Below are 24,330 nucleotides of genomic sequence, written 5' to 3'. Positions count from 1 at the left end.
CGCCTCCACCGAATCGAGATGATAAAGTGAATCATCAAGCCCCCTCCCTGGCGAGGGGGTTCTTCAGCAGACTGCTAGATCAAATTTCCGCCCACGGGTCCGAAACGCCGGCTGCGCGTGGGCGCACCTGCTTCGTCGCACCTCAATACATCTGCAGCGGAAGCACGTCGCCGCTTGGCCCCACCAGGAGGCCCCAGGCGTCGCCGGCGGCTACGGTCAGGGTCTCGTTGCGAGTGGGCTGCCCGGGCAGGCGCAGCGCGTACTGGTACTTGCCGGGCGGCAGGTCGAGCATCGGGCCTTTCGGCGATTGCGGGCCGCCGGCGCCGGCCGCGATCTTGATGGTCTGCTTGTTGATCGTCAGCGACGCCTCCTTCGGCCCGATATTGCCGAGCATCAGCCTCGCCTGTCCCGCCTTGGGCATGATGTCGGCCTTGGCCGCTGCCTGCGGATTCCGCTGCACCAGGCTGACCGTTGTCTCCTCCCTGGCGCGGCCGAGCTTCAGCATGGCCGGCCCCTCCGGCGAGGTGAACGCCAGCTCCGCCCGCTCGGCGGTAACCGGCGCGCCGTCAGTCTTTTCCTGCCAGCCGCGCTTGGCGAGCTCTGCGCGATAGAAGGCGAGGACATCCGAGAGCTCGGCCGGAATGCTGGCTTCGAGCTCCTTGCGGAACGACTGGTCGCTGCCGGGGAATTTCGTCGAGCTGATCCCGCTCGAGCTGCGCTGCGTCGGTACGGGCAGTGCGGAATCGGGATCGGGCTTCAGCGACTCGGTCGATTTGGCTTGGATCGGCTTTGCGTCTGCCGATTTGGCCTCAACCGGCTTCGCCGCAGCCACGATCAGGCCGGTGCCGTTGGCGCTGACATTCACCTTCGGGCCCATCTGCATCACGGTCATCGAGATCGACTTGCCGGCCTTGGAGAATTCCATCACCGCCATGTTGGGCTGGTTGATGACGGAAGGCTGCTCTTTCCAGCCCGCGTTCTTCAGCGCTGCGCGGTAGAAGCTGCCGAGCGCCTTCACGCTCGAGGTCGAAGAGAATTCGAGCCGGCCGTCGCCGCCTTCGAACGTCACGCCTTCGGCTGTCTCGGGCAGCGGCACCGGCGTCTTGCTGTCGGCGAGCGCATTGAGCGGTGCGTCGGAGAGTGCTGCCGCCTGCACCTTGCGCCGCGCCTCGTCGGCAGCGATGAGCTGCTTGGCCGCACCTAGCGCATCTCCAAGGAACTTCTCGTCGGCTTCCTTCTTCGCCTTGGCGCGGGCGGCGAGCGCGGATTCCTTCACCTGCGCAGTCACGCTGACCATGGTGAAATCATATTTGCGGCCGAGCCGCAGCACGCCGGTTTCATCAGTGTTGGAGATCTTGATCGCGACCTCGTCGCCGGGCGCGAGCGGCGCGCTGCCATCCTCCTGCCAGCCGCGCCCGGCGAGCTCGCGGTGATAGAACGCCAGCACGGCCGGCAGCTCGGCCATCACGGCGGCCGACATCTCGCGCTTGTTGGAGCTTGCGCTGCCGAGGCCCCTGGCCGATTTGGTTGGATTCGGCCGCGGCAGGCCGGCAAGATCGCTATCGGCCTTGAGCTCACCCGGCAATGCGAAGGGCGCGACGCGGATGTCCACATTGGTGCGGCCGTCGTCGCGGCGCGTCAGCGTCAGCATGACCGGCTTCTGCTGGTAGAAGCCGCCTTCCTTGCTGTCAGGGTGCGCGTAGAAGGCACGCAGGCCGTCGGGCAGGGTTTCATCCAGGCTGGTTGTCCAGCGCGCGGCGGTTTCCGGCGTGAGTTTCTGCCAGCCGATCGCCGCCATCTCTCGGCCAAAGAAATCCGACGTCGCATCGAGCGTTTCAGGCGCGACGCAGCCGAGATAGGGCCTCGTCCCGTCAAACATGATGTCGCTCGCGCCATCAGGAAACGGCACGTTGCCGTAGATCCGGTCGGTCGCGTAATGGACCACGGATTGGTCGGGCCGGCCGAGAGCTTGCGTGAGGTAGACCGAAAGGCCCTGCCGTCCCTTCTTGAAATTCAGCGTGGAGCTCTTCTCTTCCAGCGGCCGCACGTAGGGTACCCAGCCGTCGGCGCCGAGGAGCTTCTTCACCGCCGGCGTTGTCACCGCTTCCGGCGTCGGCATGCGATATTCGACGCGGTCGGAATTGGGGCGGGACATGTCTTCCACCACGCCCTCGAGCCTCGGCAACGCGTAGACGTCGACGATACCCCCGTCAGCAGCGGCCGCGATCGAGCAACTCGCCATCAGGACAAGGCCGCAGGCAAGCAGCCGCCAGCGTGCCGGGACTTGCATCCCGCGCGGGGTCATCGACATCGTCACGTCTCCAGGATATCGCGCGCGGCTCGGGCGCGCGCATTTGCGGGCTGCGACACCGTCGGCGCGGCCTCAGACCAGAAGTCGCGGCAGAAACCCGGGAGGTTCAATACAGCAGGAGCGGCGACCATGCCTCTCCGTCACGCCCGACCGTAAGCTCCCAGGTATCGCCGGCAGCGAAGTTGAGGATGTTCGTCGTGGCCGGATGACCCGGGACGCTCACCTCGTAGGAATATCTGCCGGGCTGCAGATCCAGCGAAACCGCGTAGGCGCCGGCGGCGTGCTTGATGGTCCGGTCGTTGATCGTGAGCGTGGCTTCCGTTTCGCTGATATTGGAGAACACCAGCTTCGCCTGGCCGGGCTCGGGCATCACGTTCGCATTGGCCGCGACAGATGCATTCTTCTGCACGAGATTGACTGCGGTGCCGGCGTCCTTGCGGTCGAGCGCCAGCATGCCGGGTCCGAGCGGGGAGGCGAAGGCGAGCTTGACGTGATCGGCGGAGACCACCGCGCCATCGCGCTGCTCCTGCCAGCCGAGCTTGCTGAGCTCGGTGCGGTAGAAGGCGAGGACGTCGCCGAGCTCGGCGGGCACGGTGGCCTCCAGCCTGGTACGGAGCGGCGTTTCAACGCCCTTGACGACGGTGGTGTGCGTTCCTCGGTAGCTGTAACGGGTCGGCGCGGGCAGCTTGGCAGCGGGGTCCGGCGTGAGCCCCGACGCGAACAGCGGCGACAGATGCGGCACCCAGGCGCTGGCGCTTGCCGCGAGCATGCAGACCGCGAGCAAGAGGAGGCCGCACGCAAACGCCAGCCATCGAGCCGGGACTCGCGCCCCGGTCCTTACCGTCCGCATCTCATTCTCCAGGGAAGTCGCGCGTGTCATTGCGCGATGGCTGAGGCTGCGACGCGCATCGCCGCGGCCTCAAAAAGCTAGTCGCGAAGGGAAACGGTCGGGTTCAACGGCGGGGTCTATCGCCGGGCGGAGACACGTCCGCTCTCGACGTCAAAGACCTCGCCTCCAGCGCCGATCTCGGAGAAGGCGGCGGGATCGGCGCCGGTCAGCCACACCTGTGCGCCGAGCTTGCGCAGCTCCTCGAACAGCGCCGCGCGCCGGTTCGGATCGAGATGGGCTACGACCTCGTCGAGCAGCAGCAGCGGTACGATGCCGGTCATCTCGGCGACCAGGCTCGCATGCGCCAGCACGAGGCCAATCAGCAGCGCCTTCTGCTCGCCGGTCGAGGCATCGCGCGCCGGCATGCTCTTCGGCGCATAGATCACCTGGACATCGGTGAGGTGCGGGCCGTCGGTGGTGCGGCCGGCGATGGCGTCGCGCGGGCGGTTGTCGCGCAGGATCTGGCGGTAGCGGTCCTCGACTGACGTCGCGGTCTCCTGGAGCAGCGCGTTCTCCATCCAGCCGTCCAGTGCGATTTGCGCGGACGGAAACGCGGATTCCTGCGCGCGGGCGTTGAGCATGCCGGTGAGCCGCGCTGCGGTCTGGCCGCGCGTTGCGGCGACCGCGACCGCAAGCTCCGCGGTCTCGCGCTCGATCGCATCACACCAATGGTCGTCGTAATTGCGCGTCTCGAGCAGGCGGTTGCGCGAGCGCAGGGAGCGTTCGAGCGCGGAGATGCGGCTCGAATGCTCGCTGTCGATCGCCAGCACCAGGCGGTCGAAGAAGCGCCGCCGTTCGGAGGCCGCGCCCATGAACAGCCCGTCCATCGCCGGCGTCAGCCATACCATGCGGATGTGGTCGCCGAAGGCGGTGGCCGAATTCACCGGCTCGCGGTCGATGCGGCAGCGCCGGCTGACTGCGGCGTCCGCGCGCGGCGCGTCGATGCCGGTGCCGAGCGTGGCGAGCCCCAGCGCGCCCTCGACCTGCGCGGACACGGCCCAGGAGCCGTCGCCCTGGTTGTCGGCGACATCTTCCAGCGTCGCGCGCCGCAAGCCGCGGCCCGGCGACAGGAACGAGATCGCCTCGATGCAATTGGTCTTGCCGGCCCCGTTCGGCCCGACCAGCGCCACCATGTCAGCCGCCGTCTCGAGCCCCGCCGCCCGGTAATTGCGAAAATGCGTCAGCGTCAGGCGTTGAATGCGGGAGGGGGTCATGGAAATCCGCTTTTCGTCATGCCCGGCCTTGCGCCGGGCATCCACGTTCTTGGCTCCAAAGACGTGGATGGCCGGGACATAGGCGAGCAAAGCGACGCCGTCCTTCGGACGGCTACGCCCGGCCATGACGGATGTAGTCGATACGAGGGAGTGCCGGTAGCCCTCACACCCGCATCGGCATCAGCACGTAGAGCGCGCTCTTGTCGTCCTTGTCCTGCACCAGCGTCGGCGAGCCGGGGTCGGCGAGCTTCAGCGTGGCGACGTCGCCTTCGATCTGGGCGGCGATGTCGAGGAGGTAGCGCGAGTTGAAGCCGATATCGAGGGCGTCGGAGGCGTATTCGACTTCGAGCTCTTCGGTCGCGCTGCCGGAATCCGGGTTGGTGACCGATAGCACCAGCTTGCCCGGCGACAGCGAGAGCTTCACGGCGCGGCCGCGCTCACTGGAGATGGTGGAGACGCGGTCGACCGCGTTCTCGAAATCCTTCTTGTCGACGACGAGTTCCTTGTCGTTGCCCTGCGGGATCACGCGGCCATAGTCGGGGAAGGTGCCGTCGATCAGCTTCGAGGTCAGCACCACATTGCCGATGGTGAAGCGGATCTTTGCCTGCGACAGCTCGATCGTGACTTCGGCCTCGTTGTCCTCGATCAGGCGCTGCACCTCGCCGACGGTTTTCCGCGGCACGATCACGCCGGGCATGCCGTCGGCGCCCTTGGGCTGGACCAGGTCGAGCTGGGCGAGCCGGTGGCCGTCGGTGGCTACGCCGCGCAGGGTGGCGGCCGTGGCCGTGCCCGCGGCGTGCAGATAGATGCCGTTGAGGTAATAGCGCGTCTCTTCGGTCGAGATCGCGAACTGGGTGCGGTCGATCAGCCGCTTGACGTCCTTGGCGGCGAGCGAGAACGAATGCGACATGTCGCCGGCGGCGAGATCCGGGAAATCATTCTCCGGCAGGGTCTGCAGCGTGAAGCGCGAGCGGCCGGCGCGGATCGCCAGCACGGCGCGGTCGCCGTCGGCCTCCAGCACGATCTGCGAGCCATCAGGCAGCTTGCGCACGATGTCGTAGAACATGTGCGCCGGCACGGTGGTGGAGCCCGCGGTCGCGGTTTCGGCCGGGAGCGTCTCCGTCACCTCGAGGTCGAGGTCGGTCGCCTTCAGCGACAATTTCCCGTTCTCGGCGCGCACCAGCACGTTGCCGAGGATCGGAATGGTGTTGCGGCGCTCGACCACGCGGTGGACATGACCCAGCGATTTCAGGAGTTGCGCGCGTTCGACCGTAACCTTCATTGCACTACTCGCCCGATCCCCAAGGAAACACAACGTTGGAAAAGCCGGGCGGCGGGACGCGCGCCACGGCATCGAAGACCCCGAAAAGCCGGATCATCCAGCCGATATGACCAAAGCCGTCAGGGTCGCGCAAGGTGGCGCGGAAAGCCATCCGTTTCAAGGGATTGGGGGGTGGTTCCCCACGATTTACAGCGCAAAAGGAGGGCGGCCGTCCCGGCAAACGAACGCCGCCGCCCAGGCATGGGCCGGGGCGGCGGGAGAATGGCAGGAGCCTTAGGCGTTTATTCCTGAAGCTGGCGCTTCAGCGACTCGACTTCCTCGGACAGCGCCGTGTCCTTGTTGACCAGCGCCTCGATCTTGCGCACGGCGTGCAGCACCGTGGTGTGGTCGCGCCCGCCGAAGCGGCGGCCGATCTCGGGCAGCGAGCGCAGGGTCAGCGTCTTGGCGAGATACATCGCCACCTGGCGCGGACGGACCACGTTGGCGGTGCGGCGCGAGGACAGGAGGTCGGAGCGGCTGACATTATACTGCCGCGCCACCACGCGCTGGATGTCCTCGATCTTGATCCGCTTCGGCTCCTGCGGCCGGACCAGATCGCGCACCTCGCGCTCGGCCATCTCCAGCGTCACCGGCTGGTTGTTCAGCTTCGAGTGCGCGAGAAGCCGGTTGATCGCGCCTTCGAGGTCGCGGCCGTTATGGGTGATGGTGCGCGCCAGATAGAGCAGCACCTCCTCCGGCACGTCGAAGGTGGCGTGATGGGCGCGGGCCGCCGCGACGCGCGACTTCAGGATGCCATGCCGCAGCTCTTCGCCGAGCGAGCCCATCTCGACCACGAGACCGCCGGCGAGGCGCGAGCGCACGCGATCATCGAGGCTTTCGAGGTCCGACGGCGGACGGTCGGCCGCGATCACGACCTGGCGGCCGGCATCGATCAGCGCGTTCAGCGTGTGACAGAACTCGGCCTGGGTCGACTTGCCCTGCAGGAACTGGAGGTCGTCGATCACGAGCACGTCGATGCCGCGCAGCGCTTCCTTGAAGGCGAGCGCCGTCTGCGTCTTCAGCGCAGCGACGAAGCCGTACATGAATTTTTCGGCCGTGAGATACAGCACCTTGCGCTCGTTGCCGGAATTGCCGGCCCAGGTCACGGCCTGGAGCAGATGCGTCTTGCCGAGGCCAACGCCCGCATGGATGTAGAGCGGGTTGAACATGACGGGATCGCCGCGACGCCCTTCGGCGACCTGACGAGCCGCCGCATGCGCCAGCGTGTTGGAGCGGCCGACGACGAAGCTTGCAAAGGTCAGGCGCGGATCGAGCGGCGAGCCACCGAGCGCGTCGTGGTTTGCGGAGACCGGCGCAGTCGCGGTCGAGCGCAGTTCCGGTGCGGGTACGCGGCGTGTTTCGACCGGCGCAGGCGCTTCCTTCTGCTGCACGACCGGGCGCACCGCGGAGCGAACGGTGAGATCGATGCGATGAACTTCCGGCGCCTCGGCCTGCCAGCACGACAGCACGCGCTCGGCATAATGCGCCTGAATCCAGCTCTTCAGGAAGCGGGTCGGCACCGAGAGCCGCACGCTCTCCTCCTGCACGCCTTCCAGATCCATGCGGGCGAACCAGCTCGTATAGACGTCTTCGCCTACGTTCGAGCGCAGTCGGCTCTTCACGCGTGACCAGCGATCCTGTTCCGATGTGTTCATCGTCAAAAAACTTCTATTGAGAGATAAAGTTGCGTTGTGAATGCCATGAAGGGGTCCTGCCAGGATCCCTCAAAGGGCACGACCTCAAGCGATTCCATCGTCGGACACAGCTCCGCCGTTCGGCGCGAACGCCGCGGGTCGGACTGGCGATGTCAGAGATGGAGGGGTCGCGAGGTCAGCGCGTACTCGGCGCTCCGTCACACGCGGGAGGCTGGAGATTGGGCTGATCTAAACCGGCATCGTTGGAATAGGCGACTTGTTTCAATACCGCGTTGAGTCCGTAAGACATGATACCCTCCCCGTCCTGCCGTGATTGCTCACGGCAAGGTCCTGCGTGTCCTGAAGACAACTGCGACTGAAGTCGCCGATGTCCTGCCCGTCTGCACTGTTCGTCCGCTCGGCTACGCCATCACGTGTGTCGCGGTAGTTTCATGACATCTCTCGTTTGCGTCTGGCGCGAGCGGGATCGAAGATCCCGCTTGGAGACATTCAGACAAAGAGCTACCGTTCCCATATTGCTATGGGTTTTAAACCGACAATCGCTTGTTGAAGCGTCGCCAACGTGCACACCGCCGCCGATTTGCACGCTCGCCCCGTTTCTAAAACCGCGCTGGTCTTTAGATCGTGGGCGCTGCGGACGACTTAAGGAATACACTATGCGGAAAGACTCGCAACGAAATTGATTCACACTTGAGGCGACTAAAAACTTGACCAGCGTTAACGCCGCGCGGGAGTTGTGCACAGGCTTGCGAGCAAGAGTTTGAATCCGTGCACAGATTCGAAGGCGCCGCGCGTCATGTGACAAATCTCCGTCACCGCCAAAAATTTTTTACAAAAGCGTCACGCGCACGCCTTGCGGGCAATTTTTCCAAATGCTTGTCGGCGCTATGTCGATAAGTGATTATTGAGACACCGCTTTTTGAGTCTCGTTTCGCAGGGTAACTCCACGCGCAACCTGTTCCGGGAAAACTACGGTGTGCAGAACGCTCGCACGCGCGGATTCAACTTAAGCCCGCCCCGCAGGGGTTTTTCGCAGCGCAGTGAAAGTTTCCGCTGTTGCAAAAACATCGGCTGGTAAAATTACGGGCGCAGCATAGCGAAGGCGTCGCTACTCTTCCAACGGAAGCGTCGTCGCCCAACGACCGCGAGCGCGAATTGTGACAGGCAACAAAAAGCCCGGCGGAAGCCGGGCTGATTGACGAGCGCGATGCCGCTCCGATCAGTCGATCGGATGACTCGACGAACTTACTTCGCGAGCTTGGCGATCTGCGCGGTGAGCCGGGAGACTTTGCGGCTCGCGTTGTTCTTGTGAACGATGTTGCGCTGCGCGGCCTGCATCAGCGCGGGCTCGGCGTTCGCCATCGCCTTCAGCGCGGCGGCGCGATCGCCGGTCGCGATGGCTTCTTCGACGGTACGCACGGCACCGCGCATCTGGGTGCGGCGCGACTTGTTGACGGCGGTGCGGCGGGCGATCTTGCGCGTCGCTTTCTTGGCGGAAGTGGTATTGGCCATGGTCTCAATATCCTTTGCGGTACCGGTCGCGTCTTGGTCGGGTAGCGCCGGCTGCTTGACCGCTTAATCGACGCTCGGATTTAGGGTGTTCGGTTGCTGGGCTGTTCCCGGAACATGAGCGACGGCCTTGCGGTCGTCTCTGAGGCTCCAAGCCTTTAAGCTCAGGGAGCCTGCAACTGCTCAAAGAACAGCGGCGGCAGGATTGCGCCCACCGCCAGTTGGCGCCCTTATAGAGGGGGTCTGCGGCACCGTCAACGCTTTCCGGGGCTGGAAAACAGGCCCTGGGAGCTCCAGCGCGCGCCGTAACGCCCTGATGAGGTTGAATTTCTCCCGTCGCCCGGCTATTGGCTGGCGGCATTGCAGAGGTCGTCCGGTCGGACGACCATATAGGTGAGGCATGATCCGCGGCTTTTTCCGACTGATTGGGCTGTTGCTGCTGGCCGGCGGGTTCATCTTCATGGTCTATGACGGCGCCCGCTGGGTGGCCGACCAGACCCTGCGGTTCACCCGGTTCGGCCAGTTCTGGAACGACATCAACCAGGCCAGCCAGACCGCGTTCCGGACCTGGGTCGAGGCCAAGGCGCCCTGGCTCTGGACCTCGGTGATCCGCCTGGTGCTGGATCAGCCGGTTTTCGCCGTGCTCGGCATTGTGGGCATCCTGCTGATGATCCTGTTCCGCCCGCGGAAACCCTTGATCGGATATTCCCGGGATTGATCTTTCAATTCCCGCCGAGACTGAACCTCGCGTTGACGGCAGCCGTAACAGGGCTGCCCCCTCCTGCGTAGATACCTATATTCCCACCTTGATCGCGAGCACGCCGCCTGAGCCCTTGGCTTGTTGCATTGGCTCAAGCGACGGACAGCTCGTCTCGGAGAGCCAATCATGCTGTTCATGCGCAAGACCACCGCACTGCCGAGCGCCACGGAAGCGCTGCCGGGCCGTGCGCAAGCCATTCCCACCGCGACCACCCATTTCGTCAACGGCGCGAAGTTGCAGCCGCCTTATCCCGCGGGCCTCGAGCAGGCCGTGTTCGGGCTCGGATGCTTCTGGGGCGCCGAGCGCAAATTCTGGGAGCTCGGCGACGGTGTTTACGCGACCGCTGTCGGCTATGCCGGCGGCCACACGCCGAACCCGACCTATGAAGAGACCTGTTCGGGGCGCACCGGCCACACCGAAGTGGTGCTGGTCGTGTTCGATCCGAAGAAGATCTCTTACGAGAAGCTCCTGAAGACGTTCTGGGAGAGCCACAACCCGACGCAGGGCATGCGCCAGGGCAACGACGTCGGCACGCAGTACCGAAGCGCGATCTACACTTATTCAGATGCGCAGAAGAAAGCGGCCGATGAATCGAAGGCGCTCTATCAGAAGGCGCTTGCTGCAAAAGGTCTCGGTGCCATCACCACCGAGATCGCGCCTGCCGGCGCGTTCTATTTCGCCGAGGACTACCATCAGCAATATCTGGCGAAGAACCCCGCCGGCTATTGCGGCCTCGGTGGCACCGGCGTGTCCTGCCCGATCGGCGTGGGTGTGAGCGCGTAAGCTAGTGCTTACCCTCCCCTGGAGGGGGAGGGTCGGCTCACATTGAGCGCAGCGAAAATGTGAGACGGGGTGGGGTGAAGGTCTCTCCACGTCCACACTGCCCGAGCGGAGAGATCTCCCCACCCCGCTCGCGCTTCGCGCGATCGACCCTCCCCCTCCAGGGGAGGGTGCGACCGTCCTACCCCCCTCAACGCTTTGTTAACCATAACCGGTGCATCACTGGAGCCGTCTCGTTTCGAGGGATAGGTCCGGTGCCGGTTGCACGCGCGTTTCGATGGTCGATCCTGACAGCCTCCTTGGCAGCGTCCGCCGCGCTTGCCCTCGGCGGCTGCATGCAGACCGCCGGTCCCGTCGCGGTCATGCAGCCACGTGCCGATCTCGACTCCATGGCCTATGGCCAGCCCTATGGCGCACCGCAGCCGGTCGTCGTCGCCGACGGTGGCGGCGCCATCGGCGCGTTGCGCAATTCCTTTGCCGCGTCGCCTGCGCCCATGCCGGTCGGCTACGCCGCGCCGATGGCGGCGCCGGTGCGCTACGACTCCTCCTATCATCTCGATGCCGGCGACAGGCTGCGCGTCGTGGTCTACGGCCAGGAAGGCCTCACCAACAGCTACGCCATCGATGCCGGCGGTTCGATCACCATGCCGCTGATCGGCGGGGTGCCGGCCCGCGGCCGCACCCCGGCGGGTCTCGCCGGTGAAATCGCCGCGCGCCTGCGCAACGGTTACATCCGCGAGCCCTCGGTCGCGGTCGAGATCGAAGCCTACCGCCCGTTCTTCATCCTCGGCGAAGTCACCGCGCCCGGCCAATATCCCTATGTGCCGAACATGACCGTCGAAAGCGCGGTCGCGATCGCCGGCGGCTTCTCGCCCCGCGCCAAGCGCGACGTGGTCACCGTCACGCACACCGAAGCCGGCGGCGCGATGCGCGCCATCGTCCCGCTCGGCACCCCCTTGAGCCCCGGCGACACCGTGTTCGTCGGCGAGCGCTGGTTCTAGCTCACCGCCTGAAATCCAGCCGTCCGTTCGGAAAGCATCCGTCGATGCGCGCGCCATCGACCACGAGCCCGACCCATGGCCGCGTGATCGCAGGCGTGGTCAGGTTGATGTACTTTCCGACCAGACGCGCGCCCTCGCGCGCAGCATCGATCAGGCCGTGGCGACGGCCATGGTCCCAGTCGAAACGCAGATAGATCCGGCTCCCCGTGGCGCGGATTTCCGCGCACCCGTCTTTCCATCTGTCCGGCGTATCGCCCGCGATGGTCGGATCGGCGCCGCCATTCCAGCGGCTAGCCCAGATGCCTTCGAGCGGATCGGAGAGGGCGGCAATGGATGTCCATGCCGCCGCGTTGATGTCGGCCGCATCGCCCGCCAGCGTGGCGGTCGCGGCGTAGTCCATGACTTCAGAATCGTCCGGGCCCGGGACGTCCATGGTTCCGAACGGATTGCGGATGACGAGGTGCGTGATGGCTTGCTGCATGGCGATCTCCCGGCGTGCGTTGGCTTGATCGGCCAGCTCTATCGCCGGGTGCCGTGATGCAGCCACCCGATTCCTGCTTTGATTGGCGCGCGCTACTTCGTCAGATGCTTCGCGAAAAACGCCAGGCTGCGCGGCCAGGCGACATCCGAGCTCGCCTTGTCGTAGCTCGGCCGCTCGTCGCAATGGAAGCCGTGCTGGGCGCCTGGATAGATGAAGACCTCCACATCCGGCCGCTTCACCTTGACGGTCTCGACGTCGGTCAGGGGAATGCCGGCATCCTTCTCGCCGAAATGCAGTTGCGTCGGCGCCTTCGGTTTCTCGTCGGCGAAGCGCACCACGGCGCCGCCGTAATAGCCAATCGCGGCCTTCAGGCCCGACAGCCGCGTCGCCGCGACAAAGGCGACGCTGCCGCCCAGGCAAAAGCCGATGATGCCGACCGGCCCGACGCTCTTCACCGCGTCGATCGCGGCCTGGGTGTCGCGCAGCATCGCGTCCCAGTCGGGACTGGCGACGAACTTGCGCGCCTCGGCGATCTCATCGGGCGTATAGCCCGACTGGAAGTTCGGCGAGGTCCGGTCGAAGATCGACGGCGCGATCGCGACATAGCCTTCCTTGGCGAGGCGGTCGCAGACCGAACGGATGTGGTGATTGACCCCGAAGATCTCCTGGATCACCACCACCGCGCCCTTCGGGGCGCCTGAGGGATCAGCGCGATAGGCGCCGAGCTGGAAATTGTCGGAAGCCGTCAGCTTGATGTCTTGTCCCACGCGGGTTGTCCTTCTTGGTTGTCGATCCGAAATTTCAGCTCTCTGCCCTCATCCTGAGGAGCGCTCCAACCGAGCGCGTCTCGAAGGATAGAGGCCCGTGACGCATCAGCGGGGCCTTCATCCTTCGAGACGCTTGCTTTGCAAGCTCCTCAGGATGAGGGGAAGCGGTTGTGCGGCCGCACTCACTCCCACATCCAGTTCTCGCCGTAGTCTTCCTTCCATCCCGCCAGCCGTCCGTGACGGAACTGCAGGAACAGGCGGTGGCGGTAGGGGATCAGTCCGCTGCCGCCGAGGTTGCGAAGCGCGAGATAGATCTCGTTGCCGGGCCGCCCGCGCACATATTGCAGCGGCTGCCCCAGTGCCCGCGCGGTCTGCCCGGCATCCATGCCGAAGGCGAGCGGCGTGTTGTTCGACAAGGTCGCAACGAAGGGCCGGCGCGGCGGCGTGCCGCCGAACGGCTCGGCCTGCGCAGACATCGATAGCAGCACCGCGCTCGCAGCCAGTATCGCTTGCTTCATTGCCAGTGTCCCTGTCCGACCGTCCTATCCCGGCAAGTTCTTCAGGAAAGGCATCACCGCGTCAATAAAAGCCTTGGGCTGATCGATGTTGACGGCGTGACCGGCGGCGGGAATCACGACCTTTTGTGCGCCGGGGATCTTTGCGGCCATGTAGTCGGACGCGGCGAGGAACGGCGCGTCGTCGGCACCCACCACGATCAGGCAGGGCACCTTGATGTCGGGGAGCAGCTCGATCACGCGGGCGTCGCGCTGGGTCAGCATGCCGCGTGCGGCGAGCGCCAATCCCCTGGCGTTGCGATGGCTCGCGGTGGCGCGCTCGCGTGTCGCCGACTTCAGCATGTCGAGACCTTCATGGTCGAGCTTGTCGGCGGTCGCAAGCGCCCGCGCATTCCAGGCCTCGCGCGCGTCGTCCTTCTTGAAGCCGGGGCCGGTGTCGATGATCAGCAGGGCACGGGCGCGTTGCGGGTAAGCGCGATAGAACGCGAGCGACATGTAGCCCCCAAGCGAGAGCCCGCCGATGATGGCGCGCTCGGCGCCGACCGCATCGAGGATCGCGGCCATGTCTCCGACGGTGAGCGCTTCGCCATAGGCATGGGGATCGTCGGGATAGTCGGACTGGCCGTGGCCGCGCATGTCCCACAGGATGAGCTTGTGGTCCTTCGCGAGCGCGTCGACCTGGCCATGCCACATCGCCGAGGTCGAGGAATAGCCGTGGGTGAGCAACAGCGGTGGACCCTCGCCATGAACTTCGTAGTAGATCCCGACGCCGTCCCGATCGATCCTTGGCATGTCTCCCCCTCTTTATACTGTTTGTTGTTTTCGCGTCGATCCTAGCCCGACGGGTTACCTGGAAGAAACTGTCTGAACGCGATGGCACGCGTGTGCGACGCGCTGTCTGTTGCGTCCAGTCGCTGCATCAACGCCGCTGTCGCAGCGCACAACGAGCGAGTGCCGCGATAGTTTCGATCGATTCCAAATTGCATTTGCCTCTGGCTGCGAACCCGATCATTCTCGCGATCAAGGTGGGCGCCAGTCCGGTGGGCGTCCACTGTTCAAGTTGCCGCCGTAAGCGGCTTCATGCACCGGCAGGGGAAGACGCCTATGCCAACTCTCACCATCAACGGGCGGAGTCTGTCCGTGGATGCGGCGAACGACACGCCGCTCCTCTGGGCGATCCGCGAGCAATTGCAGATGACCGGCACCAAGTTCGGCTGCGGTGCCGGGCTGTGCGGTGCCTGTACCGTGCACGTCAACGGCGAAGCCGTGCGCTCGTGCCAGACCATGGTCGGCGATGTCGCCGGCAAGAAGATCACCACCATCGAAGGCCTCTCCGCCAAGGGCGATCATCCGCTGCAGAAGGCGTGGATCGCCGAGCAGGTGCCGCAATGCGGCTACTGCCAGTCCGGGCAGATCATGCAGGCGGCCTCGCTGCTGGCCAAGAATGCCAATCCGACCAAGGAGGAGGTCGTGGCGCATATGGACGGCAATCTCTGCCGTTGCGTGACCTATTCGCGGATCCAGAAGGCGATCATGCGCGCCGCTACCGAGATGCGCACCGCATCCGTCTCCGGCAACGAACGGAGGCCCACATGAATAAGCACGTGAACACCATCACAGCCGAGACGGCCGATCTCAGCCGCCGCTCCTTCCTGGTCGGCACGGCAGCGACCGGCCTCGTGCTCGGCTATGCCGGCGTGCCCGGCATCGGTGAGGCGCTTGCTGCGCCTTCAAACTTCGAGCCGAGCGTCTGGTACGCGATCGCACCCGATGGCCTGGTCACCGTGACCTGCGGCAAGGCCGACATGGGCCAGCACATCGCCTCCACCATGGCCCAGATCGTCTGCGAGGAATTGGGCGCGAAGTGGAGCGACATGCGCGTCGCGCTCGCCTCCAACGATCCGAAGTTCAACGACCCCGTGCTGGGTGCGCAGATCACCGGCGGTAGCTGGTCGACCATGATGAACTTCGACGCGATGAGCCGGGCCGGCGCAGCCGGACGGACGGCATTGACGGAAGGCGCGGCGGCCGCGATGGGCGTGCCGGCGTCGGAGCTCGTGGTGCGCGATTCCGTGATCTCGCATCCGAAGTCGAAGAAGCAGATGTCGTTCGCCGACGTCGTGAAGAGCGGCAAGGCGACCAAGACCTTCACGCCGGACGAGCTGAAGGCGATCAAGCTGAAGACGCCGGACCAATACACCATGATCGGCGTGTCGGTGCCGCAGCTCGACATCCCCTCCAAGACCAATGGCACGGCCAAGTACGGCATCGACGTGATGCTGCCGGGCATGGTCTATGGCGCGGTGGTGACGCCGCCGGTGCGCTTCGGCGCCACGGTGAAGTCGGTCGACGACTCGGCTGCGAAGAAGGTGCCGGGCTTCATCAAGGCCGTCACCCTCGACGACAAGACCGGCACGACAACCGGCTGGGTCGTCGCGGTCGCCAGCACCTATGCCAATGCCAAGAAGGCGGCCGCGGCGCTGAAGATCGCCTATGACGGCGGTCCGAACGCGAAGGTCTCGAGCGAGTCGCTGCTCGACGAAGCCAAGCGGCTTCAGAAGCTCGAGGATTCCGGCCAGTTCTTCGTCAAGGACGGCGATCCCAACGCGGCGTTCGGTTCGGCCGCAAAAGTGCTGGAGGCGGAGTACACCACCAGTATCAACATCCACGCGCCGATGGAGCCGATGAACGCTACCGCGGAGTTCAAGGGCGACATACTGCACATCTATTCCGGCAACCAGTTCGCGACGCGCTCCGGCGCGATTGCGGCAGGCGCCGCCGGGATCGATCCGAAGTTCGTGGTGATGCACCAGATGTGGCTCGGCGGCGGTTTTGGCCGCAGGCTCGATGCCGACATGATGGTGCCGGCGGTGCAGGCGGCGAAGGCCATCGGCAAGCCGGTGAAGGTGATCTACACGCGCGAGAACGACATGACGATGGATTTCTCGCGTCCGCTCACCTACCAGAAGGTCAAGGCCGGCGTGGATGGCGACGGCAAGCTCGTCGCGCTCAGCCACGACGTCGTCTCGGCCTGGCCGACCGCGCGCTGGGGCATCCCCGACTTCCTGACGCCCTCGGTCGACAAGAAGGGCCCGCTCGATTCCTTCACGGTGAACGGGGCCGACTTCTTCTACACCGTGCCCAACCATTATGTGCGCGCGATCAAGAACGAGCTCGCTCACAATGCGACGCCGTCCGGGCAGCTTCGCTCGGTGGCGCCCGGCTGGACCTTCTGGGCGGTCGAAAGCATGATCGACGAGATCGCGGCTGCGACCGGCAAGGATCCGGCGCAATTCCGCATCGCGCTGCTCGACGGCAAGGGCAAGAACGACGGCGGCGCGCAGCGGCTGCGCAACACGCTGCTCGCCGCGATGGGGCTGTCCGGCTACGGCACCAAGCAATTGCCGAAAGGCGAGGGCATGGGCGTGGCCTGCGTCTCCTCGCAGGAACGCGCGACCGCGAGCTGGACGGCGTGCGTCGCCCATGTCGCGGTGGCGCCGTCGGGCGAGGTGACCGTGAAGAAGCTCACGGTCGCAACCGACGTCGGCACGCAGGTGCATCCCGACAACATCCGTGCCCAGGTCGAGGGTGCGGCGCTGTGGGGACTGTCGCTGGCGATGTATGAGAAGGCGACGCTCAAGGACGGTGGCATCGAACAGACCAACTTCGACAGCTACACGCCCTTGCGCATGAGCCAGATGCCCGAGGTCGCGATCGCCGTGATCGCCAATGGCGAAAAAGCCACCGGCGTCGGCGAGCCCGCGGTGACGGTCATCGCCCCGGCAATCGGCAACGCCATCTTCAACGCCTCAGGCGCCCGCATTCGGGCCCTGCCGATCACGGCCGAGGCCGTGAAGGCGGGCATGAAGGCGTAAGGCGAGGCGTAATTGCCAAGTAAGCTGATCCGCCGGAAGGCAACTTCCGGCGGATTTGTTTTGGTAGGCGTCTCCACAATCTCGCTGTCATGCCCCGCGAAAGCGGGGCATCCAGTACGCCGCGGCCTCTCGGCTCCGGCCGCGCCGCCTCGGCGTACTGGGTCGCCCGGTCCCGGCTCCGCCAATGGCTTTGCCGGGCTCTCGGTGTTGGGCCGGCGTAGCTTTTAGCGAAGACGGCAAGCCGGGCGACGACAGCGGAGAGTGGGCGAGAGCGCCCCAAATTCTCCTTTCCCATCAAGGCCCCGTCTACTGTGCATGGGGTTGTTTTCGCTGTTTGCGATTGGAATCGTGCCGGAACCCAAAATCCCTAAAATTGCGCGCAATTCCGCAGGGTTCCATTGAGCACGCCTCTTAAGGGCCGGAGAACCTGATCCGGCTTAGGCTGACGCCAAATAAACTCCCGTGCTCTGGGGAAGCCATGAACGCGCCAGCCAAATCCGCCGCCAAACGCCGGCTCTTGCTCGCTTCCGACCGGAGCGACGAGAGCACCGAGCTTGCCAGCATCCTGAAGGCCGTGGGCGACGTTTCGACGGTGACGACGCAGGACATTCCCGAGCAGCCGTCGCGCGATCTGTCCGGTCTCGTGGTCGACATCAATCTGCGTTCGCCCGAGAGCGTGCAGCGGGTCCGCAACAAGCTGCGCGGCGACGCCTATCGCACGATGCCGCGGCTGTTCGTGCTCGCCGATGCCCTGCATCACGGCACCATGCAGGCCTGGGCGCTGGGCGCCACCGACACGATCTCACGGCCGCTCCGGCCCGAGGACATCCTGCAACGCATCCGCGCCGCGTTCCCCGACACCGCCACCTATGACGCAACCGATCGCGGCAAGACGCTCAACCGCGGCGTCGAGGCGGCGCATGCGGTGCTGGCGAAGATGTTCGAGAAGCTGCCGCTCGGCGTGCCCCTGACCTTCGACGACGTCATCGCCGCCGAGAGCAAGATCCTGAAGGCGATCAAGCACTCCTCGCTGCGCGAATGGCTCACCACCGTCGGCTGCCATCATGTCGGCAGCTACCGCCACTGCCTGTTCGTCACCGGCTTCGCCGTTGCCTTCGCGCAGCATCTCGGCATGCGCGAGGACGACCAGCGTCGCCTGACCCGCGCCGCGCTGTTGCACGATGTCGGCAAGGCCTTCGTTCCTTCCGCGCTGCTCGACAAGCCGGGCAAGCTCACCGACGAGGAGATGGCCGAGGTGCGCCAGCATCCGCGCCGCGGCTATGACGCGCTCGCGGAGCAGGGCGGCTTCCCGCCGGAGATGCTCGACGTCGTGCTGCATCACCACGAATTCCTCGACGGCTCTGGCTATCCGAACGGCCTGTCGTCGAACCAGATCAGCGACATCGTGCGGGTCACGACGATCGTCGACATCTACGCCGCACTGGTGGAGAAGCGCGCCTACCGCATGCCCTTCACCCACTCGCGCGCCTTCACGATGATGGAAGGCATGGGCGGCAAGCTGGATCAGCAACTGCTGCAGGCGTTCCGCCCGGTGGCGCTGGGATCGTTTTGAGCGAGATGCCGTAGGGTGGGCAAAGGCGCGCCCTTCGCGCGCCGTGCCCACCATCTTCGGTTTGTTGAAGTGGCATGAATTCTCCCGTGCAGGCCAGCATCTTGATGGCGGCTGCTTTGGGATGATCGCGTCCTCCCGCCATCGGTTGGCGCCGGAGAGCCTCAATCCTCGTACGACGAAATCTCGATCAGGCTGCCATCGGGATCCCGGCAATAGACCGAGCGCAGCGTGCCGCGGGCGCCCTGCTTGGGAACCGGGCCTTCCTCGATCGCGACGCCATGTGCCTTCAAATGCGCCACCACCTCGTCGGGCGCGGCAGAGGTGAGGAAGCACAGATCCTCGCTGCCGGCGGTCTGATGGTCCGCGGTGAACCACTCCACCTTGTCGGCATCGCGCGGCCGGACGTTGATCTTCTGGTTACCGAATTGCAACGAAGTCCGCGGCGCTTTGCCGCCGCCGGGGTCGAACACCATGACTTCCATGCCGAGAATCTTGCGGTACCACTCGGAGGTCACTGCGACGTCGGCGACGTTGATGACGAGATGATCGAGGGCTTCGACCTTGACCGGCATGCCTTATCCTTTCGTCGTGATGCGCCGGGCGCACTTTGCGCCTGCGGCAAGCTTTGTTACAACCGCGTCGACGCCACTTTGAAGCCATCTGGCTTTCAAGAACAACACGTTGGGAGAACCCTTGAGATGATCACTCGCCGTACCGCGCTGGGCCTGCTGGCAGCCAGTCCGCTTGCAGCCACCCCGCTGTCGAAGGCCCTTGCCGCCGACTATCCGGCCCGGCCCGTGAAATGGGTGGTCGGCTATCCGCCGGGCGGCGCCACCGACATCCTGGCGCGGCTGATCGGTCAGCGGCTGTCGGAGCGGCTCGGCCAGCAATTCGTGATCGAGAACAAGCCGGGCGCCGGCAACAATATCGGCACCGAATCGGTCGTCAATGCCGAGCCCGACGGCTACACGCTGCAGCTGGTCAATCCGGCCAACTTCATCAACGCTTCGCTCTACGCCAACCTCAAATTCAACTTCGTGCGCGACATCGCGCCGGTCGCCTCGTTCCAGCGGGTGCCGAACGTGATGACCGTCAACAAGGACGTTCCGGCCAAGAACGTCGCCGAATTCATCGAATACGTGAAGGCCAATCCGGGCAAGGTGAACATGGCTTCGTCCGGCAACGGCACCTCGGTGCATCTATCCGGCGAGATGTTCATGGCGATGACCGGCTGCAAGATGCAGCACGTGCCCTATCGCGGCGCGGCGCCGGCGATCACCGACATGCTCGGCGGCCAGGTGCAGGTGATCTTCGACAACATGCCCTCGATCATCCAGCACATCCGCTCCGGCTCGCTTCGCGCGATCGGCGTCACCACCACGGAGCGCTCGCCGCAGCTGCCCGACGTGCAGGCGATCGCCGAGACCGTGAAGGACTACGAGGCCAGCGCGCTGTTCGGCATGGGCGCGCCGAAGAACACGCCCAAGGAGATCATCGCCAAGCTCAACAATGAGATCAATACGCTCATGAAGGAGCCTGACATGACCAAGCGCCTGGTCGAACTCGGCGGCGAGCCGCGGGTGCAGACGCCGGAGGCGTTCGGCGAGGAGATCAAGGCCGAGACCGAGAAGTGGAAGAAGGTCGTCGAGTTCGCCGGCCTGAAGGTCGAGTAGCGATCTTGTGATCCCTGAGATTGGAGCCCTGCCGCCTGGCAGGGTTTTTTTCTTGCGTACTTCGTTCCGTTGATCCGGAATAAAATGGCGCGGCGAAACCTGATGATACATGGCGCGTATCTCGCGCTGTGAAGAGAGGAGTCTGGAACATGCGCAAGACGCAATTGGCGCTGCTGACGCTGGGCGCGACGGTCCTTGCCGGCTTCGTCACCATCACGCCCGCGGCGGCCCGCGACTATCCCTGGTGCGCCCAGGGCGGCGAGTATGACTATCCCGGCGAATGTGCCTACAGCACCTATGAACAATGCCAGGCCAGCGTCTCCGGCCGCTTGCTGTACTGCGGGCCCAATCCAATGGTGGCCTATGGTCAGGCGCCGCAGCCGCAACCTCGGCCGCACCGTCGCGCGCGTCCCATTGCACCGTACTAGCCGCGCATTGCGCAGCCGCGTATTTTTGCGCGACCGCTCCGGAATAAACCGGCTCCGCAAGCCTTTCCCTCTGTGAGGTCGCATGTCGCGCGGCGAACATGGGAGATCGATCATGTGCAAGGCGCAATTTGTGCTGGGCACCATAGTCCTTGTGTGGCTCGCTGGCGGGAGCCCGGCGCGCGCGGACTATGATTACGCGTGGTGCATTCAGAACTCGGAATACGGCTATCCCGGCGACTGTTCCTATCAGACCCGCGAGCAGTGTCTGCTGAGCGCGTCGGGCCGCAAGGGCTATTGCGCACAAAATCCTGCCTACATGGTCGCACGGCCGCCGCTTCAGCCGTCACTACGCGCTCGGCGCGTTCCGCCATACTAGTCGCGCCTCACACTAAGCACTGCCTGATCACGCAGTCGTGCAGATCCGGACGCGCGGGTTCCTGCTTGACGCCTTCTCGTTCACGTCTATACTAAACCAAATGGTTAAGTATAGAGACGAGACGCTCGACCGGACCTTTGCGGCGCTGTCCGATCCGACGCGGCGTGCCCTTCTCGCGCGGCTCGGCGAGCGGGACGGCCTGTCGGTGAGCGAGCTGGCCGCGCCGTTTCCGGTCTCGCTGCCGGCGATCATGAAGCATCTCGACGTGCTCACGGATGCGGGCCTGATCGTGCGGGAGAAGACCGGACGCACGGTGTCCTGCCGGCTCACCGCACAGCCGATGGAGCAGGCGATGAACTGGCTCAATCGCTACGCGCAATTCTGGTCCGAGAAGTTCGATCGCCTCGCCGCCTTCGTGGAGGACAAGACATGGCCAACGCAGCCGTCAACGCCGATCCCCGCACAGCCGAATATCCAAGCGAGCGTCCCAGCCTCACGCTCACGCGCCGGCTCCGCGCAAGGCCGGAAAAAGTCTACGCCGCCTGGACGCAAGCCGCGCAGCTAGTCCAGTGGTTCGGGCCGCCGAACATGAAGCCGGCGACGCTGGACGCCGAGCTCGATGTCCGTACCGGCGGCCGCTACCGCATCAGCTTCACCGGTGACGACGGCGAATATTTCGAGGCCGGCGGCATCTATCGCGAGGTCGTGCCGAACGAGCGGCTGGTATTCACCTGGGCCTGGCATTCGACGCCGGAGCGCGAATCGCTGGTGACGATCACGCTGAAGCCGGATAGCGCCGGCACGCTGATGATCTTCCATCACGCCCAGTTCTTCGACGAGACCGCACGCGACAATCACCAGCGCGGCTGGAGCGCGTCCCTCGACAAGCTCGACGCCTTCGTCGCCTGACACCATGGAGGATACCGTGCAGCAACATCAGATCGTCTCGCGCGAGCAATGGATCGCCGCCCGCAAGGCCCACCTGGCGCATGAGAAGGAGCTCAGCCAGGCCCGCGAACGCCTCGCCGAGCAGCGCCGCGCGCTGCCCTGGGTGAAGGTCGACAAGAACTATGTGTTCGACGGATCGAACGGCAAGGTGACGCTCGGCGATCTCTTCGGGGGCCGCCCGCAGCTCGTGGTGCAGCATGTGATGTTCGCACCCGACTGGGAGGCCGCGTGCAAGAGCTGCTCGTTCTGGGCCGACGGTCTCGATCGCATGGTGCCGCACCTCGCCGCGCGCGACACCTCCACGGTTGCGATCTCGCTCGCACCTAGCGCCAAGCTCGAGGCCTTCAAGAAGCGGATGGGCTGGACCTTCGACTGGGTCTCGTCAGGGAGCAACGACTTCAACCACGACTACGAGGTCTCGTTCACGCGCGAGTAGATCGACAAGGGCGTGCCGAAATACAATTTCGGCACCACGCCGTTCTACGGTCCGGAGCTGCCCGGTATCAGCGTGTTCTACCGCAACGAGGCCGGCGAGATCTTCCATACCTATTCATGCTTCGCGCGCGGTCTCGACATGATGAACGCGGCCTATCAATATCTCGACCTCACCCCGCTCGGTCGTCACGAGGACGGCCTGCCCTATCCGATGGACTGGGTCCGCCTGCGCGACCAGTACGAGCCGCAGGCGAAGGGGGCGTGCTGCCACGGGTGAGTTGTCATTGACGGTGTCATCGCCCGGCTTGACCGGGCGATCCAGTACCCCGAGACGGGAGTGCCTGAATCGAGAGGCCGCGGCGTACTGGATTCCCCGCTTGCCGCCTACGCTAGAGCTTCGGCGCCCCTGGACCTCAACCCCGGCGAAGCCTTGGCGTAGCCGGGTCGCGGGGAATGACCGCGGTGGTTGGCGCGGCGGTGTGCCGTCGGTCGCAGTCTACCGCTTCGCGTCGGCCTGCTCCGTGCCGTTGCACGAGATCAGCATCGTGTACGGCCGCGCGTTGCCGGCGATGTCGGTGGTCTTGAGCTCACCCTTGATCTCACCCTTGGGCTCGGCGGTCTGGTAGGGCACCACGGAATTGTCGAGGAAGTCGCGCAGCGCACCGGTCTTGATGGCGAAGTTGATGTTTTCGGGAATGTTGCCGGTGGCCACGGCGATACGGAGCGCGTCGACCTTTCCGGTGACCACGCCCACGATCTGCCCGGTGGTGTCGAACAGCGGACCCCCGCTGTTGCCGGGCTGCACGGGCGCGCTGATTTGCAGGAAACGACTGTCGTTGCGCATGCCGCTGAGCGAGCTCACGATACCGGTTGTCACGGTAAAGTCGGAGGTCAGCATCCCATGATAAGGAAAGCCGATCGCGACGACGGAATCGCCGGAGCGGATCGAGCGGTCGCGGATACGTGCAAAGTCCCTGAACGTCGTGGTCGATGGCGCCTGCAACAAGGCGAGATCGTTGTTGGCATCGTTCGACACGACGCGCAGCACCATCGTTGCCTCGCCGGGGAGGTTGCCCTTGATATCGCCGACGCAGCCATTGATCACGTGGTTGTTGGTGACGATGTGTCCGCTGGCGCTCACGACAAAGCCGGTGCCGCTGTTGGTTCTTGCCGCTTTGCCGCCGGCCGGCGGTGATGCCTGCTTGTCCGGCGCGGCCTGCGGCTTGGCGGCAATCTTTGTAAAATCGCCGGCCTTGTCCAGGCCGTCGGCTTTGACTCTGGTCACACAATTGGTAACCGCGGCCACCAAAGGCGCAGTTGATGTCAGGCTGAACTGAAAGGGCGTGCCTCTCGCCACCGCCACCATCAGGCTCGCCTTCTGGAGAGCGCGAGCGACGCTGGTGGGCAGAATTGCCGAGACCATGACCTCCGAAAGCGCCGTTCCGAAGAGTCTCGCCTCGGCCTGGCCGTCGAAGGTGACGTCGATCGCCAGGTTCTCGCCCTTCTTGAAGCGAAATGCCGGATTGGCGAAGCCGAGCAACCACGAATTGTTTGCATCCTGGCCAACGAGCAAAGTGACGCCGTTGGCGTAAGGTGTGCTTGCAGCGCAGTGTGAGAATGCGCCGGTCGAATCATTGGAATAGGCGCCGCCGTTCCAGTTGCCGACGTGGATCGTGCCGAACGGCCCCGCCGCATGAGCTGCTCCGACGACACTCGCCTGCAAAAGCGATGCAACGACAAACGACTTAAGCCACATACCATCCCCCGATGACGCTCTTCGATCCATCCTATCCGCGGGAGAATACGCAGTGCAATCGAC

General features: G+C 64.9%; 23 protein-coding genes and 2 pseudogenes. 12 read left to right on the top strand and 13 right to left on the bottom strand.

All coding sequences use genetic code 11. The features are described 5' to 3' along the window. Positions 1–142 precede the first annotated feature (142 nt). From AC5ZFO_RS15570 to rpsT, 7 genes are all read right to left on the bottom strand, one after another. On the bottom strand, positions 143–2,311 hold the full coding sequence (locus AC5ZFO_RS15570; protein ID WP_496122215.1) for a hypothetical protein: 2,169 nt from the start codon (positions 2,309–2,311) through the stop codon (positions 143–145). Positions 2,312–2,417: 106 nt separating this feature from the next. Continuing rightward, positions 2,418–3,161: a hypothetical protein gene (locus AC5ZFO_RS15565; RefSeq protein ID WP_282522631.1), complete on the bottom strand. Its 744-nt coding sequence runs from the start codon at positions 3,159–3,161 to the stop codon at positions 2,418–2,420. Between the two features lie 116 nt (positions 3,162–3,277). Then, the gene (gene recF, locus AC5ZFO_RS15560; RefSeq protein WP_496122217.1) at positions 3,278–4,414 is read right to left on the bottom strand and encodes a DNA replication/repair protein RecF; all 1,137 of its coding nucleotides are present in this window, start codon (positions 4,412–4,414) and stop codon (positions 3,278–3,280) included. A 163-nt stretch (positions 4,415–4,577) separates the two neighbouring features. Continuing rightward, complete coding sequence (gene dnaN, locus AC5ZFO_RS15555; RefSeq protein ID WP_282522630.1) at positions 4,578–5,696, bottom strand: DNA polymerase III subunit beta; 1,119 nt, start codon at positions 5,694–5,696, stop codon at positions 4,578–4,580. 4 nt (positions 5,697–5,700) lie between these two features. Further along, a complete protein-coding gene (locus tag AC5ZFO_RS15550; RefSeq protein ID WP_157791208.1) occupies positions 5,701–5,847 on the bottom strand; it encodes a hypothetical protein in 147 nt (48 codons plus the stop codon). A gap of 130 nt (positions 5,848–5,977) precedes the next feature. Further along, on the bottom strand, positions 5,978–7,390 hold the full coding sequence (dnaA, locus tag AC5ZFO_RS15545; RefSeq protein ID WP_282522629.1) for a chromosomal replication initiator protein DnaA: 1,413 nt from the start codon (positions 7,388–7,390) through the stop codon (positions 5,978–5,980). A gap of 1,245 nt (positions 7,391–8,635) precedes the next feature. Beyond that, positions 8,636–8,902, bottom strand: a complete 267-nt coding sequence (gene rpsT, locus AC5ZFO_RS15540; protein ID WP_282522628.1) for a 30S ribosomal protein S20 — start codon at positions 8,900–8,902, stop codon at positions 8,636–8,638. 397 nt (positions 8,903–9,299) lie between these two features. Between rpsT and AC5ZFO_RS15535 the strand changes: the two genes are divergently transcribed. The 3 genes from AC5ZFO_RS15535 to AC5ZFO_RS15525 all read left to right on the top strand — a co-directional run bounded on the left by AC5ZFO_RS15535 (position 9,300) and on the right by AC5ZFO_RS15525 (position 11,440). After that, positions 9,300–9,617 (top strand): hypothetical protein, encoded by a 318-nt coding sequence (locus AC5ZFO_RS15535; protein ID WP_282522627.1) that lies wholly within the window; start codon positions 9,300–9,302, stop codon positions 9,615–9,617. A gap of 168 nt (positions 9,618–9,785) precedes the next feature. Further along, positions 9,786–10,442: a peptide-methionine (S)-S-oxide reductase MsrA gene (gene msrA / locus AC5ZFO_RS15530; RefSeq protein WP_248880578.1), complete on the top strand. Its 657-nt coding sequence runs from the start codon at positions 9,786–9,788 to the stop codon at positions 10,440–10,442. Positions 10,443–10,693: 251 nt separating this feature from the next. After that, on the top strand, positions 10,694–11,440 hold the full coding sequence (locus AC5ZFO_RS15525; protein WP_282522626.1) for a polysaccharide biosynthesis/export family protein: 747 nt from the start codon (positions 10,694–10,696) through the stop codon (positions 11,438–11,440). A gap of 1 nt (position 11,441) precedes the next feature. On the opposite strand, the gene AC5ZFO_RS15520 is transcribed toward AC5ZFO_RS15525, so the two are convergent. The 4 genes from AC5ZFO_RS15520 to AC5ZFO_RS15505 all read right to left on the bottom strand — a co-directional run bounded on the left by AC5ZFO_RS15520 (position 11,442) and on the right by AC5ZFO_RS15505 (position 13,995). Beyond that, on the bottom strand, positions 11,442–11,921 hold the full coding sequence (locus AC5ZFO_RS15520; protein WP_282522625.1) for a hypothetical protein: 480 nt from the start codon (positions 11,919–11,921) through the stop codon (positions 11,442–11,444). Between the two features lie 92 nt (positions 11,922–12,013). Next, on the bottom strand, positions 12,014–12,688 hold the full coding sequence (locus AC5ZFO_RS15515; RefSeq protein WP_282522624.1) for a dienelactone hydrolase family protein: 675 nt from the start codon (positions 12,686–12,688) through the stop codon (positions 12,014–12,016). A gap of 182 nt (positions 12,689–12,870) precedes the next feature. Then, a complete protein-coding gene (locus tag AC5ZFO_RS15510) occupies positions 12,871–13,206 on the bottom strand; it encodes a hypothetical protein (RefSeq protein WP_282522623.1) in 336 nt (111 codons plus the stop codon). Positions 13,207–13,230: 24 nt separating this feature from the next. Continuing rightward, positions 13,231–13,995, bottom strand: coding sequence for an alpha/beta fold hydrolase (locus AC5ZFO_RS15505; RefSeq protein WP_282522622.1), 765 nt, complete (start codon positions 13,993–13,995; stop codon positions 13,231–13,233). A gap of 312 nt (positions 13,996–14,307) precedes the next feature. Between AC5ZFO_RS15505 and AC5ZFO_RS15500 the strand changes: the two genes are divergently transcribed. The 3 genes from AC5ZFO_RS15500 to AC5ZFO_RS15490 all read left to right on the top strand — a co-directional run bounded on the left by AC5ZFO_RS15500 (position 14,308) and on the right by AC5ZFO_RS15490 (position 18,651). Continuing rightward, positions 14,308–14,799, top strand: a complete 492-nt coding sequence (locus AC5ZFO_RS15500; protein ID WP_496122214.1) for a (2Fe-2S)-binding protein — start codon at positions 14,308–14,310, stop codon at positions 14,797–14,799. Further along, on the top strand, positions 14,796–17,078 hold the full coding sequence (locus AC5ZFO_RS15495; RefSeq protein ID WP_282522620.1) for a xanthine dehydrogenase family protein molybdopterin-binding subunit: 2,283 nt from the start codon (positions 14,796–14,798) through the stop codon (positions 17,076–17,078). The genes AC5ZFO_RS15500 and AC5ZFO_RS15495 overlap by 4 nt, the downstream gene beginning before the upstream one ends. Before the next feature lie 478 nt (positions 17,079–17,556). Continuing rightward, the gene (locus tag AC5ZFO_RS15490) at positions 17,557–18,651 is read left to right on the top strand and encodes an HD-GYP domain-containing protein (RefSeq protein ID WP_282522619.1); all 1,095 of its coding nucleotides are present in this window, start codon (positions 17,557–17,559) and stop codon (positions 18,649–18,651) included. Between the two features lie 161 nt (positions 18,652–18,812). Here the strand turns inward: AC5ZFO_RS15490 and AC5ZFO_RS15485 are convergent, their stop codons facing one another. Then, positions 18,813–19,223, bottom strand: coding sequence for a VOC family protein (locus tag AC5ZFO_RS15485; RefSeq protein ID WP_282522618.1), 411 nt, complete (start codon positions 19,221–19,223; stop codon positions 18,813–18,815). Between the two features lie 126 nt (positions 19,224–19,349). Here AC5ZFO_RS15485 and AC5ZFO_RS15480 point away from each other — a divergent pair, with 126 nt between their 5' ends. The 6 genes and pseudogenes from AC5ZFO_RS15480 (at position 19,350) to AC5ZFO_RS15455 (ending at position 22,788) form a co-directional block, all read left to right on the top strand. Next, entirely contained in the window at positions 19,350–20,324 is a 975-nt protein-coding gene (locus AC5ZFO_RS15480; protein WP_028151126.1) for a Bug family tripartite tricarboxylate transporter substrate binding protein, read from the top strand. 149 nt (positions 20,325–20,473) lie between these two features. Further along, the gene (locus AC5ZFO_RS15475) at positions 20,474–20,752 is read left to right on the top strand and encodes a DUF3551 domain-containing protein (RefSeq protein WP_282522617.1); all 279 of its coding nucleotides are present in this window, start codon (positions 20,474–20,476) and stop codon (positions 20,750–20,752) included. A gap of 82 nt (positions 20,753–20,834) precedes the next feature. Next, positions 20,835–21,128: a DUF3551 domain-containing protein gene (locus AC5ZFO_RS15470; RefSeq protein ID WP_496122213.1), complete on the top strand. Its 294-nt coding sequence runs from the start codon at positions 20,835–20,837 to the stop codon at positions 21,126–21,128. 100 nt (positions 21,129–21,228) lie between these two features. After that, complete coding sequence (locus AC5ZFO_RS15465; protein ID WP_282522615.1) at positions 21,229–21,693, top strand: ArsR/SmtB family transcription factor; 465 nt, start codon at positions 21,229–21,231, stop codon at positions 21,691–21,693. 11 nt (positions 21,694–21,704) lie between these two features. Further along, positions 21,705–22,037, top strand: a pseudogene (locus AC5ZFO_RS15460) (SRPBCC family protein); the annotation flags it as partial. Between the two features lie 16 nt (positions 22,038–22,053). Further along, a pseudogene (locus AC5ZFO_RS15455) lies at positions 22,054–22,788 on the top strand (DUF899 domain-containing protein). Between the two features lie 219 nt (positions 22,789–23,007). On the opposite strand, the gene AC5ZFO_RS15450 reads toward AC5ZFO_RS15455, so the two are convergent. Continuing rightward, positions 23,008–24,267: a S1C family serine protease gene (locus AC5ZFO_RS15450; protein WP_282522613.1), complete on the bottom strand. Its 1,260-nt coding sequence runs from the start codon at positions 24,265–24,267 to the stop codon at positions 23,008–23,010. Positions 24,268–24,330 lie beyond the last annotated feature (63 nt).

The sequence above is a fragment of the Bradyrhizobium sp. Unk1 genome, assembly GCF_059512345.1.
The sequence above is the reverse complement of the archived record's forward strand: the minus strand, read 5'-3'. Positions and strand labels throughout refer to the sequence as shown.